Origin of the sequence: Fischerella major NIES-592 (genome assembly GCF_001904645.1) — a bacterium.
Lineage (GTDB): Bacteria > Cyanobacteriota > Cyanobacteriia > Cyanobacteriales > Nostocaceae > Fischerella > Fischerella thermalis.
Genome location: NZ_MRCA01000005.1, coordinates 1 through 18,835, shown reverse-complemented (window position 1 = coordinate 18,835; position 18,835 = coordinate 1). Strand labels below are relative to the sequence as shown.

The window sequence follows — 18,835 nt, the reverse complement described above, 5'->3', positions numbered from 1 at the left end:
TCCCTTCTGGTGAACCCACACAGAGGGATGCCAAAGGCGGAGTGAGGTAATATCTATGAATGCAACTCGGTATCAAATATTTTTGTTATCTAATAAAGCTTGCTCATTAAAAAAAACTACGTAGCTTTACGTAGTCAAAAGGATTTTATCATGAGTGAGTCAAATCTTCGTCAAGATTTATCTTTACTATTTCTTATTTATTCATTTGCTCATGGCTAAAAATGAAAAATATTCACTGCTGAGCCTGACTCTGTGTTAATTTCAAAGCCTCAGTTGCCGATATACCCTCGCCTTGAGTACCAAAGTACCATAACGCCGCCGCCGCTTCAGCCCGAGTTACTGGTTTTTTAGGTTGGAAAAGCGTCGTATAGCCATAGACTCGACGAATATTTGATTGTTCTCCATTTTGGAAATCAGCCAGTATCGCTCGTAACGCCTTGGGGTCAATTTTTGCTGCATCCTGGAAACCCCAAGTTTGGCTGACTGCACTGACACTAGCAGTAGGTAAAGCTTGGCGGGTATCCAGAGGTACTTTCGACATGAGTAATTGTTCACGCGTCAATGGTGCATCTGGACGAAACAAAACTTGTGTAGAATCCCCAGACAAAAGACTCGGAAATAAACCACTTTCAGCTAGTCCTTGAATAACTGAAAAATCTGGATCTGTTTTTGGTACATCACTAAAAGCTGGTTGTGCGTTTGCTGATGCCAAGCGAATCCGTTTAGATGGAATGTTGGCATACATAGCATTATTAGCAGCTACTAGCCAACGAGCATATTCTCTACGAGTGATGTTTTTATTTGGTTCAAACAGGTTGGTTGTAGCTGTGGAATTGTTTTTCGTAGCTTGAGGCTCTACAGACAAAACACCTAAACGAGCGACATCTTGAATATATTTTTGCAGTTCTTGGGGTGCTTTGTTTAAGTCGCTGAATTCTTGAGTGCTGGATGTTACTGTTGGTGTAGAGTTACTAGTATTGGATGTACCATTTGGTTGGGTGAGTGAACCTTCTGGTTGTACAGGGCCAATGAACTGTGGATTGCCTGGTTGAGGGGCATTATCATTACTGGTAATTTCGCTGCTGGGATTTGGGCTAGCTTGAGCTGTTGTTGTGGAGTTTGGCTGATACTCAATGAGGAGTTCGGTGGCTGTCTGTGGTTGATTGGGTGCAGCGTTAATGACTGACTTTGGTTGAATAGAAACTACAAGTTGCAAATCATTGCGCTTGGCGATAAAAGTACCACCACTGTCATCAGCAGGCTGTTGAGAAACCTGCCAATTATTACTTGGCAACTGATTGCGATAAAAACTGGCAATGAAATTGCTTGGATCAGAACTCAGCCAGCGAGTAGTTACTTTGTTTTCTGAGTTAGTTGCAGGAGACACTTCCTGTATTTGAGCGTTGGGATATATGGGGATATCTTTGGGGAAATCCGCTGGTAATTGGACTGTTGGCTGGGTGGATTGGTTGGGATTTTGGCGATCGCTATTAGGCTTTTGGTTAGCGCCAAAAATAACTGGGTTATCTTTGAGTCGAGGATCTGCCGCTAAAGACTGCTCAAGGCTTTTACCAATATTACTATTGGTACAGGCTGTGAGTGAAGTAAGTAATACTGCCAAACTGAGAAGGACAGCTGAACGTTGAAAGTACAGCACAGGAAATCAAAAATTGAGTGTCAATTCCTACCCTAGCGTATTTGAACAGGGAACGGGGAAAGGGGAATGGACAGACAAGGGAGAATAATACACTAACGCCCCAATTCCCAATCCCTGATCCCAGGTGTGAACTGTAGTCGAAGGTGCTAAGCTGGAAATAAGACCACACCTGCTTTAACCAACTACAGAAAAGGAAAGCGATCGCTAGGACTATGTAGCTGAAGATGGTAAGCTATATAAGCCAAAAGCAAAAACTACCAGTGCTAGTCATTTCAAAAACTTGATGGTATTGCACGGCTGGTGGTAGCTTGCCTATTTTGTTGTTAGCACTAAAGTGCAATTAAAAACCCATCAGTAATTGTTTTGACATTCCGCTGCAAAGCATTCAAGCCTGGTAGTGTTTCCCAAGAATCTTGAAATCGTGTGATCGGGAAAATGCGGTTGTGGTTTGTACTCAATTTAGCTGTGTGATTAACAGCTAGATCAATGTGTTATTGGTGATGCGATCGCCCTTACTTGGGGCTTAGTTTACATCCCCAATAGCCTGTTCTTATCACAGTCAAAAACCTATTGTATAAATCAATTCATCTGCTCTTGACGAAAGATTTTGATTCGGCGAGGATCGCAACTTAGGCTCTAGAGCATAAGACCTGTCACTAAAGTGGAGTAAACAGTTAAAAAAGACATGATTTTATCTCAAAAACCAATGGGTAATAGGAGTATGAAAAATCTAAAATAGATATTAAATTGAAAAACAAGAAAGACCATTATCATCGACATACGCCAATCGATTTTACTTTTTGTTAAGCGTCGTCGGTTTGTTACCAGTGCTAAAACACGATTACATGCAAGCTTCCCAGGATCAGCCTATTTCTTCTGAAGCTCCACTACAGTTGTTACTTTTTGTTGATGGACGACCAAAGTCTCGACAACAAGTCCAGCGAATTCGTGCGTATCTGAAAGAATTGCAGGCTGACTACAAGTTTGAACTCCAAATTGTTGATGTCGGACAACAACCCTATTTGGCTGAACACTTTAAACTGGTAGCAACACCAGCTTTAATCAAAATTCACCCAGAACCTCGACATGTTCTGGCTGGTAGTAATATAATTACGCAGCTCAAAAGCTGGTGGCCTCGCTGGCAAGCCGCAGTGGATGCCTATGTAAAATTACAGACTGACCTGCAAGAAAATACAGAGGATAACGGTCGTACTGCTTCATCTTCTAAATCCTCTATTCGTTCAGTGGCTCTTTCCGCCGAACTGCTGCACCTGTCAGATGAAATTTTTCGCTTAAAACAAGAGAAAGAGCAACTCGAAGAGCAATTGCAATTTAAAGACAGGGTGATTGCTATGTTAGCTCATGACCTTCGCAATCCCCTAACAGCCACTGCCATAGCTATAGAAACTCTACAATCCAACTATAATCCAGACAAAGCAGGTTTTGAGCGGCTAACGCCAACAATGACAACTAACTTATTTAAGCAAGCTCGTAACCAGACTCGCATCATAGACCGTATGATTACTGACCTTTTGCAAGTAGGTCGTAATAACGAGAGAGAATTTCCAGTCAAGCCGCAAAAAACGAATTTGGGACAACTGTGCTTGGATGTATTGGAAGAATTGAGCGATCGCTATGCAGCTAAATCCTTAAAAGTAGAAAAGGATATTCCCAAAGATTTACCCCAAGTTTACGCCGATCCAGAACGCATCCGTCAGGTATTGATAAACCTCCTGGATAATGCCATTAAATATACACCAGAAGGCGGTACAATCTCTGTGGCAGGACTGCACCGCACAACCCAAAAAGTTCAATTTAGTATTGGTGATACAGGGCCTGGCATACCCGAAGAAAATCGCGATCGGATTTTTGAAAACCATTTCCGCCTAGAACGAGATGAAAGTAAAGAAGGCTATGGCATCGGTCTGTGTTTGTGCCAACGTATCATCCGCGCTCACTACGGTCAAATATGGGTAGATTCTTCACCCAGTAACGGTGCATGGTTCCACTTTACATTGCCAGTGTATATGTAGTCGTTGATTGTTGGTCGTTAGTGGTTTATTACCCCTCATACTCCTCATAGTCCTCAGACTCCCGACCTCCCCATCACTCCACCCTAACCCTCTGATACCATTTCACTATATAAGTCTGATACATTTAGTGGCTAAGGAGACAAGGAGGACAAGGAACAGAATTTGTATCAAAAATTTTGTGAAATGGTATCAGCATACCTTTACACCCTATTACTTGGTAAATTTAATCACAAGATTGGCGCTTGCAACTATGGGTGCGAAAGTGCTTTAATAGCCTTGCTTCTTGCTCGAGTATCTTGCTCGAATAGACTGTGTGTGATATTAACTTACACATTCAACTATATTCAAATCATGAAGACACAAAAGTAGGACAGATTATAATTAAGTCCTTAAAGTAAAAGGTAAATCCCCTCAAAGCTTAATTAGGAGCATATATGGAACCAATCATTGCTATAGTCTTAGTGCTTATGGGCTATGCCTTAGGCTCTGCTAAATTAATTAACGAAGGCAATGAAGCTCTTGTAGAGCGTTTAGGTAAATATCATCGCAAACTAGACCCTGGTCTAAACTTTATTATTCCCTTGCTAGATCAAATTGTGATGGAGGATACGACAAGAGAACAAATTTTAGACATCAAGCCTCAAAATATTATTACTAAAGATAATATCTATGTAGAAATTGACGCAGTATTATTTTGGCGGATTCAAGATATTAAGAAAAGCTATTATGAGATTGAAGATCTGCAAACAGCGCTGTCTCAATTGGCTACAACCACTATTAGAGAAATCCTGGCTCAACACACCTTGGAAGAAACTAATGTCTTGCGATCTGATATGGATAGAGCTATATTAGACAGCTTAAATGCTATTACACCCAAATGGGGAGTAGAAGTCCTGCGCGTAGATATTCAAAGTATTACCCTACCTGAAAGTGTGCGGAAGTCGATGGAAGAGCAGCGAGCAGCTGAAATTAAAAGCCGTGCTGCTATTTTAGAAGCAGAAGGGGAACGGCAAGCCGCAGTTAAAAAAGCAGAAGGAACCAAGAGGTCGATGGAAATCATTGCTGAAGCTTTACGTGATAACCCTGGAAACAAGGATATTTTGCGGTATCTTGTAGCACAAGATTATATTAATGCCAGTTACAGACTAGGTGAAAGCGAAAATGCCAAAGTCGTGTTTGTAGACCCTGGAAAATCTGCTGATATGATGGAATTGATTGCTCAGACGGTATCTCAAGAAGGTAATAACAACAAATCAGAGAATGGTTCTGTATAAAAAAGTCATTGGTTACTTGTCACTTGTCATAATCACAACTAACAAAAACAAACAACCAACTAACAACAATCAACAAATAGTCACGACTGTCGAAAAATTGCATCTGCAACTAAGCAAACATCATGCATTTGTTTGACATCGTGAACTCGAAGGATATCAGTTCCTGCAAAGATAGCAGCACAACATGCCGCTGCCGTTCCCCAAACACGAGCCTTCGGGTCTGGTTGGTTTAAAATATGACCAATAAAACTTTTACGCGATGGGCCCACCAAAATCGGACACTTAAGCTTTCGTAATTCCGGCAAACGGCGAAAAATTTCTAAATTTTGCTCGTAGTTCTTGGCAAAACCGATGCCAGGATCGATGATAATTTTTTGTTGATCAATACCTGTAGCTATTGCTGTTGCAATTCGTTCTGAGAAAAAATTGCCAATCTCCCCCATTAAATCTTGATAATCAGTCATTTTTTGCATGGTTTGAGGGGTTCCACGCATATGCATTAAAATAATTGGCACACCCAACTTGGCTACAGATGGTAGCATTTCTGGGTCAAACATGCCTCCAGAAACATCATTAACTATATCTGCACCTGCTTCTCGTGCAGCGATCGCGACTTCTGAGCGTGTAGTATCTACAGAAATTGGTAGGGAAATTTCTGGGCGTAAGACCTGTAATACCGGCAAAACACGGTTGAGTTCCTCAGTCACAGAAATTTGCTCTGCTCCAGGGCGAGTTGATTGACCGCCGATATCGATAATATCTGCCCCAGCTGCTTGGAGTGCTCGCGCCTGGGCTAAAGCAGAAGCGATCGCATTAAATTCGCCACCATCACTAAAACTATCAGGCGTAACATTTAAAACGCCCATCAAATAAGTCCGCCGTCCCCACTCGAAACAGCGATCGCGAATAGTCAAGTTGCTTGTCATCTCACTAGGCTAGGTGGGCATTGCCCACCTCACTACTTGTAATTCACTTGTAATTCACAATCCGGGCAAAACTTGCTGGTTCTAGACTTGCTCCTCCCACCAACACACCATCGATTTCTGGCTGAGCCATAATTTCATCAATATTATTCGGTTTGACTGAACCGCCATACTGAATCGGCACATTAGGGTTTTTTAATTGCTTGCGAATAACACCGATGACTCGATTGGCTTCACTGGCTTCACAGGTATCGCCAGTACCAATCGCCCAAATTGGTTCGTAAGCAATCACCAAATTACCCTGATCGATATTTACTAAGTCTGTTTCTAGCTGACTGATAATCAGTGATTCTGTTTCCCCCGCATCTCGTTGTTGTTTAGTTTCGCCTACACATAAAATCGGAATCAAACCATGTTTTTGAGCAGCTTTCAGGCGTAAATTGACGGTTTCATCCGTTTCCCCAAAATACTGGCGTCGTTCACTGTGACCGACAATTACATAGCGTACCCCGATTTCTTGCAACATCGGTCCGGAAATTTCACCCGTATAGGGACCACTGTCTTCCCAGTGGACATTTTGCGCCCCCAGTTGTACACGGCTACCATGCAAACTTTTAGATAAAACATTTAAATCAGTGAAGGGTACACACAATACCACTTCTCTATCTTGGGGGGTATCTTCTAAGGTAGGCAGAAATCCCTTGAGAAACTCCTGGGACTCTACCTGGGTTTTGAACATTTTCCAGTTTCCGGCAATTACTATTTTCCGCACAGGTGATTCGTCAAGCTCAAAACTATACACAATGCAATCTTCAGTTTAGGACTTTTTGTTAATCATTTGTTAAATTTTTGGTCATTTGCCATTTGTCTTCCGTGTCTCCTTATATTCCCAAGCAAAAACAGAAGGCGACTTTCACAACAAACCACCTTCTGAATTGGAATATTATGAAGTGCGATCGCCTACTAAAACTAAGTAAACTCGATAGTATCCACGAAACTGATAATCTGCTGCTTAAGATTTTCGGCTTCTTGTTTGACACTCTTAGGAGTCTCACCATCACAAAAGCTACGTTGGCTACTGACTATATACAAAAAGTCTCCATCAATAAATGCTAATAGTCCTCGATAGGCATCACATTTAATGGCAGTACCATTGTTCCCTGTTTTGGGAACTGTTGAACCTTCGGGCATATTCACTAATGCGAAATAAGCGCCCTCTAATATATCTGGTAGGTATTGCGTGTAATCCACAGAAGCATCCGCTAAATTAGATGCGATCGCACTAGGTACATACTTATTCAAAAGAATAGACCTTAAATATTCCTCCTGTCCCACAGCTTCCATGTCATCCATTTGTTGAGTGGGCAGGGGACTATAATCGATTCGGAATAAGGAACCAAGATCATCAGAAAAAGTCACTACTCCTTCTTGAGTATCAATTCTAGCACCCTGTTGCAGGCTAGATGGAACAGGGACTGCAAAATTACCAGCAGGTGACTCATATATTTGCTGGCTAGACATTGATTCTAGTAATGGTTCATTGTCTTCATCGAGTAATTCTTCGTCTTCTGCTTCTTCAAAAGCGGTAATAACTTCGTCTACAATTTCCTTGGCTTCTTCATCTTCTAGTTCTAAGGCTTGTTGTAGTTTCTTGAGTAGAGTTGCTTTCCCTCTGGGGATACGCAGTTCTTCTTCATCCACCAGCATACTCACCCCCGCAGCAAAAGCATCTGGTATTAATTCATCATCCAAGGATTCATAAGCAGTATTAAAAAGTGTTCCGACTCCTTCATCTTCAGCAAGCGCTAGCAGTTTATCGATCATTTCTAATAATTCATCATCGGAATATTCGTCAAAAACCTCAAACCCCCAGAGAATATCCGTTAATAGATCTGCATCCACATCTTCTATGGAAGAATCAGCAATCGCAGTCACAATAGCGACTGCTGCGACTGCTTCATTGGGAGTGAGTGATTCTTCCAATACCTCTTCTGATTCAAAAAATTTATCGTACTTACCCATGATTTTTCCTCCGTTGTCTGGTGTTATTGGGTAGTTTACCAATGCCTGAAGTCATTAGTCTTCAATTGTTAGGCTCAAATAGAAAATAATTTATAAGTAGTAATAATTGAATTTGTAGGTTAATAACCCATTCTTAATCTTCTTACAAACCATCAATCACTAAACTTTATATGGACATACTATGTTCAGCAAAGGTCTTGCCGTAAGTTATACCATTAATGAAAGGGTAAGGTGGAGTTCTCTCAAGGAAAATCGAGGTGTTCGCACAGTGGGGATCAGGTGCAAAGGGCAGGGTGAAAGAAATGGAATTTTCCTTTACCCTACCTCTTGAAAAATTGCTTCTGCAAGAGATCTAATGAATAACTGTACTACTCATTTTTAGTTTCTAGAAAACGTTGGGCAATATCTTTGTAGAAATTTGGATCTGTCCAGTAACCTAAATGTGCTTTTTCTCCCCATGAAGTTTCATATTCCAGCAAAACGTTATCTAAACTGTTGTAATAATCTAAATGACCACTGATTGGATCTTGTAAATGATAATAATTGACCCAACGGACTTTTTCTAGTTGACATTCGACTGGATTTTTAGTCAAGTATGGAGTTATCTGAATATATAAAGGCTTCACACGAAAAGAATTTAAGTGTTCTAAAATTCTCTGTCTAATATATTGATGTTGCTGTGCCATTTCTCTCAAGAAAAAAGCAATTTTATCTAATGGAGATGCGAAAGTGATTAAGCCTGTAATTTTATCAACCAGTAAGCTTTTACCTTTATCTTTGGATAGGCTTGCTTCTATGCATAAAAGATTTAAGGTATCGTAAGCAATACAGCTACCGAGAGAATGCCCAGCTATAATTACTTGGTCGTAATTTGCTTCTTTATCTTTGAGAATAGCTTTCAGCAATGCTAATGATTCTGCTAGTATTTGTCCACGAATTTTATGGTAAGGAGATTTTACATTAGTAGTAGTGTAGATAGCAACATCTCCCACAAAATTAACTAGCAATGGAGTAACTAGTTTTCTACTCAATTTCCAAGCTGGTTGGAGAAATTGACCATGCAGAAATGGATTTAATAACAGCAGTAATATACAAACAATCAATCGTAACCAAGGATATACTATATTAAATAGTCGTAAAAATATAGTTAGCCAGCGTAAGCGATATTTAAAAAATTTCTTCCATTTATTTTCTTTCAAAATTTCGTCTAATTTATCTTGATTTTCCTCTCGACTATAAAAGGCAATTGTCCCTTGTAGTGTCTGTTCTGTCCATTGTAATACTTCCGGTACGCTAATTTTATTTTCCGTATCAGCTGCCCAATAATATTCATGAATATCTATAAAATCATCTGGTTGAAGTTCAGCAGAGCTAACACGTACAAAGCTTTCTATCCAAGGATTGCCATTTGCTAGTCTTCGCTTAGCAATTAAGTGTTCTAACTTAATAGGTAAACTTTGCCCTTGATAGTGTTTGATTAAATTTTGAGCAAAATAATCTACTGTTTCATAAGGTATTTGTTCACCTACGCCGTGGATAATAATAAATGCCGTACGCCCTTGAGGAAATTTAACTTTGTTATCTTGGTTATTTATCATAAATCAATAGAATGAGTAATTTGTTGTATTTATTGAGTTGTTGATTGATTGTGAAAGTAAATATCTGACATTACATATATATAGGATATTTTTAGTTAATTTTAAATTTCTACTCTAGGGTATATGAAGTAATCTTTGTGATTTAGTCTTACTCCCTATTTTACGTAATGTCAAACATCTACTAAGCTACAATCAGTAATAAACTTAATGATTATCATAAATCAAAAAAAGTAGCTATTTTTAGTAAGAAGTGGTTACAATGTGTAACTAATGTATTTGTAAATGCTAATTCTGCATTTTTTCTTGCAAGAATTTCAATTATGTGATTATAGATTTCTGTTAAATAATCAAACACATAAGCTACCAACCAGATAAGAGACTATTTATCAAGATGATTTATATGTATATACAGCATGGATAAATGTCATTTCGGATTTAAGTTTGAGGTAAATTGAGTGGAAGAGGGAAACTTAGAATCAGTTATTAGCAATTATCTATTACCGGGTGACGTGACCTTTCATCCATAATTTATCAAATGCAAAATTAAACTATAAGCTTAAATAATATTTGTTCTATAACTTTGGATATAGTGATCCCCAATAAAATATGGAGTAAATTACGAAATATAAAGAGATTGATTATGATATATCGATAAACTCAATTGAGTAGAAATCAAAGAATTTACTAGGAGTAAATACTAGTGTCTACAGTTATAAAAGAAACTTCTCACATAACTACCAAAGAACGATCACTCATTCTCTGGTTCAATGAAATTGGTATTAATGACATCCAGCTAGTTGGTGGAAAAAATGCATCTTTGGGTGAGATGATTCAGCAGTTAACACCTAAAGGTGTGAATGTGCCAATGGGGTTTGCAACCACTGCTTATGCTTATCGCTATTTCATCGAGTCTGCTGGGTTAGAAGCGCAGTTGCGCGAATTGTTTGCTGACTTGGATGTTGATAATGTTAATAATTTACGAGAACGAGGTAAAAAAGCGCGATCGCTACTAATCCACACACCATTTCCACCAGAATTGCGAGATGCGATCGCCCAAGCATATCAAACTCTGTGTCAACAGTATTATATGGATACAGATGTAGCGGTTCGTTCTAGTGCTACCGCCGAAGATTTACCTGATGCTAGTTTTGCTGGACAACAAGAAACCTACCTCAATGTCACCACAACTGCGGGAGTTTTAGCAGCTTGTCATAAATGCTTTGCTTCTTTATTTACTGATCGCGCAATTTCTTATCGTCACATTAAAGGCTTCGATCACTTTAACATTGCTCTCGCCGTCGGTGTACAGAAAATGGTGCGTTCTGATTTAGCATCTGCTGGGGTAATGTTCACCATTGAAACCGAGACAGGTTTCAAAGATGCAGCACTCATTACAGCTGCCTATGGTTTAGGAGAAAATGTTGTCCAAGGGGCAGTTAATCCTGATGAATATTATGTTTTTAAACCGACATTAAAAGCAGGATTCCGCTCAATTATTGATAAAAAATTGGGCAGCAAAGAATTAAAAATGATTTATGATGACGGCACTAAATTTACTAAAAATGTCCTAGTTACAACTAGCGAAAAAAATAAATTTGCCCTTACAGATGATGAGATTTTACAACTAGGACGTTGGGGCTGTTTAATTGAAGACCATTATTCCCAAGTTCACGGTGTCTACACCCCGATGGACATTGAGTGGGCAAAAGATGGCATTACCAACGATTTATTTGTTGTGCAAGCACGTCCAGAAACAGTGCAATCTCAGAAAAGCCAGAATGTGTTGCGGACTTATAGACTCCGATTGGGAGATGGGGAGGTTGGGAGTTGGGGAGGTGAACAGAAACTTTCACCCCATCCCCTAGTAACGGGACGGGCTGTTGGTTCGGCTATTAGTCAAGGTAAAGCACGAGTAATTTCCGAAGTCAGTAAAATTGACCAATTCCAACCAGGGGAAGTTTTGGTAACAGATAGAACGGATCCTGATTGGGAACCAATTATGAAGCGCGCACGTGCAATTATCACGAACTCAGGGGGACGCACGTGTCACGCCGCAATTATTGCTAGGGAACTTGGTGTACCTGCTATTGTCGGATGTGGCAATGCTACAGAAGTGATCAAAACTGGTCAAGAGGTGACAGTTTCTTGTGCTGAGGGAGAAGAAGGAAAAGTTTACCCAGGATTACTACCTTTCGATGTGCAAGAAGTTGCTTTGGAAGACTTACCTCGTACCCGCACCCAAATTTTAATGAATGTAGGTAATCCCCAGGAAGCTTTTAGTTTATCTGCTATTCCCAATGATGGGGTTGGTTTGGCGCGGACTGAATTTATTATTGCCAATCATATTCAAACTCATCCAATGGCATTGATTAAATATGACCAAGTAAAAGACCAATTTGTCAAAGAAAAAATAGGAGAAATTACTGCTCTTTATGATGACAAACCGCAGTATTTTGTTGATAAATTAGCCCAAGGCATTGGCAGAATTGCAGCAGCATTTTATCCCAAACCAGTAATTGTGAGAATGTCAGATTTTAAAAGTAATGAGTATGCCAATTTACTCGGTGGTAGACAATTTGAACCCAAAGAAGAAAACCCCATGCTAGGTTGGCGAGGAGCAGCCCGCTATTATGATCAAGGGTATCGCGAAGGTTTTGCTCTAGAGTGTCAGGCGATCAAAAGAGTCCGGGAAGAAATGGGTTTAGTGAACATCATCCCCATGATTCCTTTTTGTCGCACTCCCGATGAAGGACGGTTAGTGTTGGCAGAAATGGCAAAAAATGGCCTAAAACAGGGTGAAAATGGCTTGCAAGTTTATGTGATGTGCGAATTGCCTAATAATGTCATAATGGCCGAGGAGTTTGCTGAGGTATTTGATGGTTTTTCGATTGGTTCTAATGACCTAACTCAGTTAGCACTAGGAATAGACAGGGATTCAGCGTTAGTAGCACGGTTGTTTGATGAACGCAGTCAAGGGGTAAAGCGGATGGTGAAAATGGCGATCGCTGCTGCGAAAAAGCATAATCGCAAAATAGGTATTTGCGGACAAGCACCCAGTGATTACCCAGAATTTGCTCAGTTTTTGGTGGAACAAGGAATTGATTCAATTAGTCTCAACCCTGATTCTGTGCTGAAGACCATGCTAGAAGTGGCGAAAGTAGAGGAATTAGGGAGGAGTGTGGGGAGTGTGACAACGACCAACAAACAACCACCAACCACCAACAACTAACAAATGACTAATGACCAATGACTAAAAAGTGGTTTTGGATAGGCATTGTAGGTATATTTCTTCTATCACTTTCCCTGCGATTTTGGGGATTAGGGAGATTTGGTCATCTTGTTTTTGATGAAGTTTACTATGCTAAATTCGGCAGTAACTATCTCACCCATACCCCATTTTTTGATGGTCATCCGCCTTTAGGTAAGCTGATAATTGCTTTGGGAATGTGGATTAGCGATCGCATTCCCTGGTGGAAAGATCAAGTCAATGGGTTAACAGGTTCATTGCGCCCGGCTTGGAGTTATCGTTGGATTAATGCTCTGTTTGGCTCATTTATTCCCTTAATTATCACAGGAATTGCTTATCAATTAAGCCAGCGTCGTAGTTTTGCTTTACTGGCAGGTTTGTTTACAGCTTGTGACGGTATATTTATTGTCGAGTCTCGCTATGCTCTGATCAATATATATATAGTTGTCTTTGGGTTACTAGGACAATTGTTGTTCTTATTAGCATTGGCAAACCATAGACAACAGCGCAGGTTTTACCTGGTATTAGCTGGCGTTGCTTTTGGTGCTTCTGCTGCGACAAAATGGAACGGTTTGTGGTTTCTTCTGGGTACTTATCTCATCTGGATTTTTGCCTGGGGATGGAAAATAATAGGAATAATTAGTAATGCAAATACTTCCAGAGAAAGCCGTAATTTGTGGGAAAGTGAACCAGAAAAATCTCCATTACAAAACTTGACGCAGCTAAATATTGTTAGCTTTGGATTTTATTTAGGAATTATCCCAGTATTAATCTATAGTTTGATTTGGATTCCTCATTTATTAATAGATAAAAGATATAATTTTCTCCAAGTTCATCAACAAATTTTGTTGTTTCATGAACGTTTAGGTGGTAACAGTCCCACAGTCCACCCTTACTGTGCTGCTTGGTATAAATGGCCCTTGTTGACTCGACCAATGGCGTATTTATATGAAACAGCAACTAGTCTCAAAGAACCTCTACCTGTAGTCGGTCCACCTTTGCCAAAAGGTTTTGGTCAAGTCATCTATGATGTCCATGCAATGGGAAATCCCTTTTTGTGGTGGTTTGGTGTCGTTGCTCTGCTATTGTTATTACTAATGTTGGGGTGGCAAGCTGTAAGTTTTCTGGTTAAGAAAAAGCGTTTTACCACCACACCAATACTTTCTGTTGATACTTGGATTGCTTTATATTTGGTTTTAAATTATGCTGCCAATTTGCTGCCTTGGGTAGGGGTAACTCGCTGTCTTTTCATTTATCACTACATGACAGCTGTTGTGTTCGCATTTATGGCGATCGCTTGGTTTGTAGATCAATGTCTTGGCAGTTATTATAAGCTACTCCGGGCTGTGGGCGTTACGATTACTTTTATGATTTTGACGGCTTTTGTTTTCTGGCTACCGCTTTATTTAGCTTTACCTCTTTCGCCTCATGGCTATAAATTGCGGATGTGGTTTAGTTCTTGGATTTAGATTTGTAGATTCGACCGCAATTTACTTACGGGCGATATTGTGGTTATACCCAATATTTTGTGATTATAACGAACACCGATGCACACAGATAAACACAGATGTTTTATCTATATGCATTTATGTTTAGATTTTCTGTTATTACGCCTCTAGAGTAAGTATTTGAAAAGCATTTATAAATAATAAATAATTGAAATAAAAGTTATCACAAGTCAATTAAAATACATATTTTATAGGTGTAACAATAAACTACTTTTAATCTTTTTTAGCTAAATACTTTTGTTCTGTTTGTTAGACTGAGAACGCAATGTGATTGGGAAGTACTGTAAAAGCAGATAAGGAAGTCAAAAGTCTATCTTTCAAGCAAAATTTTCTGTCTTGACCAGTTTAGGAAGATTGTTGTCCTGTTGTCTGGCTCTAACTATAACTGCGATTAAAAGATAAGTTACAAAAGTTAATCTAGTTAGAATGCTAAACCTAATCGTTAAAGATTTGATGATCCGCAAGGAAAGAGGAGGATCGTGATGGTAATGGAATTTGAATTGCAAAGTCTAAACTTAACAAGCTTAAAAGAACCATCAATTCATAATATTAGTCAAATTCAACCCCACGGAGTGCTTCTGGTTTTAGAAGAACCAGAGTTAAATATATTGCAAGTCAGCAGTAATACCTACGATGTTTTTGGGATAACTCCCGAAAATATGCTGCAAAAAAAACTAGAAGATTTACTTGATCCGTTTCAAATTGAGAAAATTAAAGCTGGACTTTTACAAGAAAGTCTAGACATGATCAATCCCACAAAAATTTGGGCAAGAGTTAAGGGTGATGAGTATATAGTATTTGACGGCATATTCCACCGCAATGCAGATGGATTTTTGATTTTGGAATTAGAACTTGCTTTCTCTCAAGAAAATATTCCATTTTTAAGTTTCTATCATTTAGCAAGAGCTTCTATTAATAAATTAGAAGAAACGGGAAATTTCCACGATTTCTGTCAAATTCTTGTGCAAGAAGTCCGGAAAGTCACAGGATTTGACCGAGTAATGCTATATAAATTTGATGATGATGGGCATGGTTCTGTGATTGCTGAAGAAAAATTAGCAACTATGGAATCTTATCTGGGTTTACATTATCCAGAGTCGGATATCCCTAGACCAGCAAGAAAATTATTTGCATCTAATTGGATTAGGATCATTCCAGATACTTATGCCGATCCTGTAGAAATTTTCCCTGCTATTAATCCCTTAAGCCAGCGTCGCCCAGATTTAACAAATTCTATTCTCAGAAGCCCTTATTCATGCCATATTGAATACTTACATAATATGGGTGTTGGTGCTTCTTTGACTATTTCTTTAATTAAAGAAGGAAAACTCTGGGGGTTAATTGCTTGTCATCACCAAACACCTAAATACGTCTCTTATGAGATGCGGAAAGCTTGCGAATTCTTGGGTAGAGTGATATTTTCAGAACTTGCAGATCGAGAAGAAACTGAAGATTATGACTACAGGATGCGGCTGACATATATCCAATCAGCATTGGTTGAATATATGTCCCAAGAAGAAAATTTTATTGATGGATTAGTTAAACATCAACCAAATTTACTAGATTTAACTAATGCTCAAGGTGCAGCAATCTGTTTTGGTGGTAATTACACTTTAATTGGTGAAACTCCCAAAGAAGAAGACTTAAATTTTTTAGTCCAATGGCTAAAAAATAATGTAGAAGAAGAAGTATTTTATACCGATTCTCTGCCACGTCTTTATCCAGATGCCCAAAACTTTAAAAATGTGGCTAGTGGTTTACTAGCAATTCCAATTTCTAAACAGAATTACGTGTTGTGGTTCCGCCCTGAAGTTATTCAAACTGTGAATTGGGGTGGTGATCCAAATCGGGCGTTTGAGGTGAATACTTCCGATGGAAATACGCGCTTGTGTCCGCGTAAATCTTTTGAATTGTGGAAAGAAACGGTTCGCTTAACTTCTTTACGTTGGCAAGCAGTGGAAGTGAAAGCAGCATTGGAATTGCGAAAAGCAATCGTCAATATTGTACTGCGCCAAGCTGATGAATTAGCACAGTTAGCGCATGATTTAGAACTTTCTAACGCGGAATTGAAAAAGTTTGCCTATGTCGCTTCCCATGATTTGCAAGAACCGTTGAACCAAGTAGCAAACTACGTGCAATTGCTGGAGATGCGCTATGAGCAATTACTCGACGAAGATGCAAAAGAGTTTATTAGTTTTGCTGTCGAGGGAGTTAGCTTGATGCAGACGTTAATTGATGATGTGCTAGCATACTCGAAAGTAGATATGCAGGCAATAGAATTTGAACTGACGAATGTAGAAACAGCTTTAGAACGTGCTTTAACTAATTTGCGGAAACGCATCAGCGAAACGGGTGCTGTGATCACCCATGATCAGTTACCAACCGTCATGGCTGATGGTACTCAGTTGATGCAATTGTTCCAAAATTTGATAGGGAATGCTATCAAGTTCCGCAGTAATCAAGCACCAGAAATTCATATCGGTGCTTCTCGCTTAGAGGACGAATGGCTATTTTCAGTCCGGGATAACGGTATCGGTATTGATCCACAGTTCCGCGATCGCATTTTTGTTATCTTTCAACGCCTGCATACGCGGGATGAGTACCCAGGTACTGGTATGGGACTAGCTATCTGCAAAAAAATTATCGAGTGTCATCGGGGACGTATCTGGGTAGAATCAAAACTTGGTGAGGGTGCAACATTCTACTTTACTATTCCCGTGGGAGGACGCGATCGTGAACGCAGGAACGGACGAAAAGCACAGAACCATATTTTTGGTCGAAGATAATAAAGCCGATATCCGTCTGATTCAAGAAGCCTTAAAAAATAGCATGATACCACACCAGGTTATTACTGTTAGAGATGGTATGGATGCTATGGCTTATTTGCGCCAAGAGGGCGAGTACGCTGATGCACCCCGCCCTGATTTGATCCTCTTAGATTTGAATCTGCCCAAAAAAGATGGTAGAGAAGTTCTGGCTGAAATTAAAACTGATCCCAAACTGAAACGCATCCCTGTAGTCGTGCTGACAACTTCCCACAACGAGGAAGATATCTTCCATAGCTATGACTTGCATGTGAATTGCTACATCACCAAATCCCGCAACCTCAATCAACTATTCCAAATCGTCAAAGGTATAGAAGATTTTTGGTTGTCTACTGTCACTTTACCATCAGAGTAAAACAGACCGAAGATCAGAAAGAATTTTAGATTTTAGATTTTGGATTTTAGATTGAAATCCAAAATCGCAAATCCAAAATCCAAAATATCTTGTCCCCCTTATCTCCCATCTGTTTATCCCCTATCCCCTATACCCAATTCCCAAACCACACTATGATTGCAAGCTCAATCAAAATTTTATTGATTGAGGACAATTTGGCGGAAGCTAGATTGTTACAAGAGTTTTTGAAGCAAGCCCAGTCTCATAAATTTACTCTTCTCAACGTCAAGAGATTGGGAGATGCTTTGTCCTTACTCAGTAATTGTAATGAAATAAGCTGTGATTTTGATGTGATTCTGTTGGATTTGACTTTACCAGATAGTGAAGGATTAAGCTCACTTCCACCGTTGATTAGCCAAGCTCCTACTGTACCAATTGTAGTATTAACAAATACCAACGATGATGAACTTGCCATAGAAGCAGTACGCCAGGGAGCGCAAGATTATCTAGTCAAGCGACAGGTGAATTTAGAAGTACTGATTCGTGCTTTAAGATATGCGATCGAGCGCAAGCATACTTTAGAATCATTACGCGCAATCAATCATGCCTTAGAAATGCGGGTAGAAGAAAGAACAGCAGAGTTAATCAAAGCCCAACAACTCAATCAGTTTAAATCCGAATTTGTTTCTATGCTCTCCCACGACATCCGCAATCCTTTAAATACCATTTTATTGGCGGCGGGTTTGCTACAAAACAGTGGTGACAAACTATCTACAGAAAAAAAGCTCAATCATTACAAACTTATTCGTTCTGCCATTAAAAATATGACACAACTATTGGATGAGGCTTCCCTATTGGGTAAAGCTGATTCCGGTAGACTTGAGCGGGAATTTACTTTACTGAATTTACAAGATTTTTGTCATCAATTAGTTGAAGATGCCCAATTAATTGCTGTTGATAAACGTATTACAGTTGTATTTACAACTACTGGACAACCAACTGAAATATTGAGCGATGAGAATTTATTGCGGCATATTTTAGGAAATTTACTTAGTAATGCTATTAAATATTCGTATCCAGATAGTATTGTTTATTTTGAATTAAGGTTTAAAAATCAAACTGTAATTTTCAATATTAAAGATGAAGGTATTGGTATTCCTTTAGAAGATCAAAAACAACTTTTTCAACCCTTCTATCGTGCTAATAATGTTGGCTCAATTCCTGGTACTGGTTTGGGTTTGGCAATTGTGAAAAAGTGTCTAGAAGCACACGGAGGCGATATTACAGTTAATAGTGAAGTGGGAGTGGGTACAACGTTTACAGTGACGCTACCTTTGATTAAAAGTTAATCAGATTCCTTCGGGAGCATCTCACCTTTGCAAAAATATCAGGTAGTAAGCTGACCATTGAGATA

At 39.3% G+C, this 18,835-nt stretch carries 12 protein-coding genes; 7 read left to right on the top strand and 5 right to left on the bottom strand.

The features are described 5' to 3' along the window. Nucleotides 1-232 precede the first annotated feature (232 nt). Complete coding sequence (locus tag NIES592_RS11000) at nt 233-1,657, bottom strand: S-layer homology domain-containing protein (protein WP_073555748.1); 1,425 nt, start codon at nt 1,655-1,657, stop codon at nt 233-235. An 827-nt stretch (nt 1,658-2,484) separates the two neighbouring features. Between NIES592_RS11000 and NIES592_RS10995 the strand changes: the two genes are divergently transcribed. Next, nucleotides 2,485-3,690, top strand: coding sequence for a histidine kinase (locus NIES592_RS10995; RefSeq protein WP_178379533.1), 1,206 nt, complete (start codon nt 2,485-2,487; stop codon nt 3,688-3,690). A 434-nt stretch (nt 3,691-4,124) separates the two neighbouring features. Beyond that, complete coding sequence (locus tag NIES592_RS10990) at nt 4,125-4,964, top strand: SPFH domain-containing protein (RefSeq protein WP_009454222.1); 840 nt, start codon at nt 4,125-4,127, stop codon at nt 4,962-4,964. Nucleotides 4,965-5,044: 80 nt separating this feature from the next. Here the strand turns inward: NIES592_RS10990 and folP are convergent, their stop codons facing one another. The 4 genes from folP to NIES592_RS10970 all read right to left on the bottom strand — a co-directional run bounded on the left by folP (nt 5,045) and on the right by NIES592_RS10970 (nt 9,507). Then, nucleotides 5,045-5,890, bottom strand: coding sequence for a dihydropteroate synthase (gene folP / locus NIES592_RS10985; RefSeq protein ID WP_062246316.1), 846 nt, complete (start codon nt 5,888-5,890; stop codon nt 5,045-5,047). 43 nt (nt 5,891-5,933) lie between these two features. After that, nucleotides 5,934-6,659, bottom strand: coding sequence for a triose-phosphate isomerase (gene tpiA / locus NIES592_RS10980; RefSeq protein WP_073555897.1), 726 nt, complete (start codon nt 6,657-6,659; stop codon nt 5,934-5,936). 197 nt (nt 6,660-6,856) lie between these two features. Continuing rightward, entirely contained in the window at nt 6,857-7,909 is a 1,053-nt protein-coding gene (locus NIES592_RS10975; RefSeq protein ID WP_062246314.1) for a tellurite resistance TerB family protein, read from the bottom strand. A gap of 368 nt (nt 7,910-8,277) precedes the next feature. Further along, entirely contained in the window at nt 8,278-9,507 is a 1,230-nt protein-coding gene (locus NIES592_RS10970) for a hypothetical protein (RefSeq protein ID WP_073555747.1), read from the bottom strand. 700 nt (nt 9,508-10,207) lie between these two features. Between NIES592_RS10970 and ppsA the strand changes: the two genes are divergently transcribed. The 5 genes from ppsA to NIES592_RS10945 all read left to right on the top strand — a co-directional run bounded on the left by ppsA (nt 10,208) and on the right by NIES592_RS10945 (nt 18,770). After that, on the top strand, nt 10,208-12,736 hold the full coding sequence (gene ppsA, locus NIES592_RS10965) for a phosphoenolpyruvate synthase (protein WP_073555746.1): 2,529 nt from the start codon (nt 10,208-10,210) through the stop codon (nt 12,734-12,736). 17 nt (nt 12,737-12,753) lie between these two features. Further along, complete coding sequence (locus tag NIES592_RS10960; protein ID WP_073555745.1) at nt 12,754-14,223, top strand: dolichyl-phosphate-mannose--protein mannosyltransferase; 1,470 nt, start codon at nt 12,754-12,756, stop codon at nt 14,221-14,223. Between the two features lie 521 nt (nt 14,224-14,744). Then, the gene (locus NIES592_RS10955) at nt 14,745-17,048 is read left to right on the top strand and encodes a sensor histidine kinase (RefSeq protein ID WP_073555744.1); all 2,304 of its coding nucleotides are present in this window, start codon (nt 14,745-14,747) and stop codon (nt 17,046-17,048) included. Beyond that, nucleotides 16,996-17,442 (top strand): response regulator, encoded by a 447-nt coding sequence (locus NIES592_RS10950; RefSeq protein ID WP_073555743.1) that lies wholly within the window; start codon nt 16,996-16,998, stop codon nt 17,440-17,442. The genes NIES592_RS10955 and NIES592_RS10950 overlap by 53 nt, the downstream gene beginning before the upstream one ends. A gap of 152 nt (nt 17,443-17,594) precedes the next feature. Further along, entirely contained in the window at nt 17,595-18,770 is a 1,176-nt protein-coding gene (locus NIES592_RS10945) for an ATP-binding response regulator (RefSeq protein WP_073555742.1), read from the top strand. The last annotated feature ends 65 nt before the right edge of the window (nt 18,771-18,835 follow it).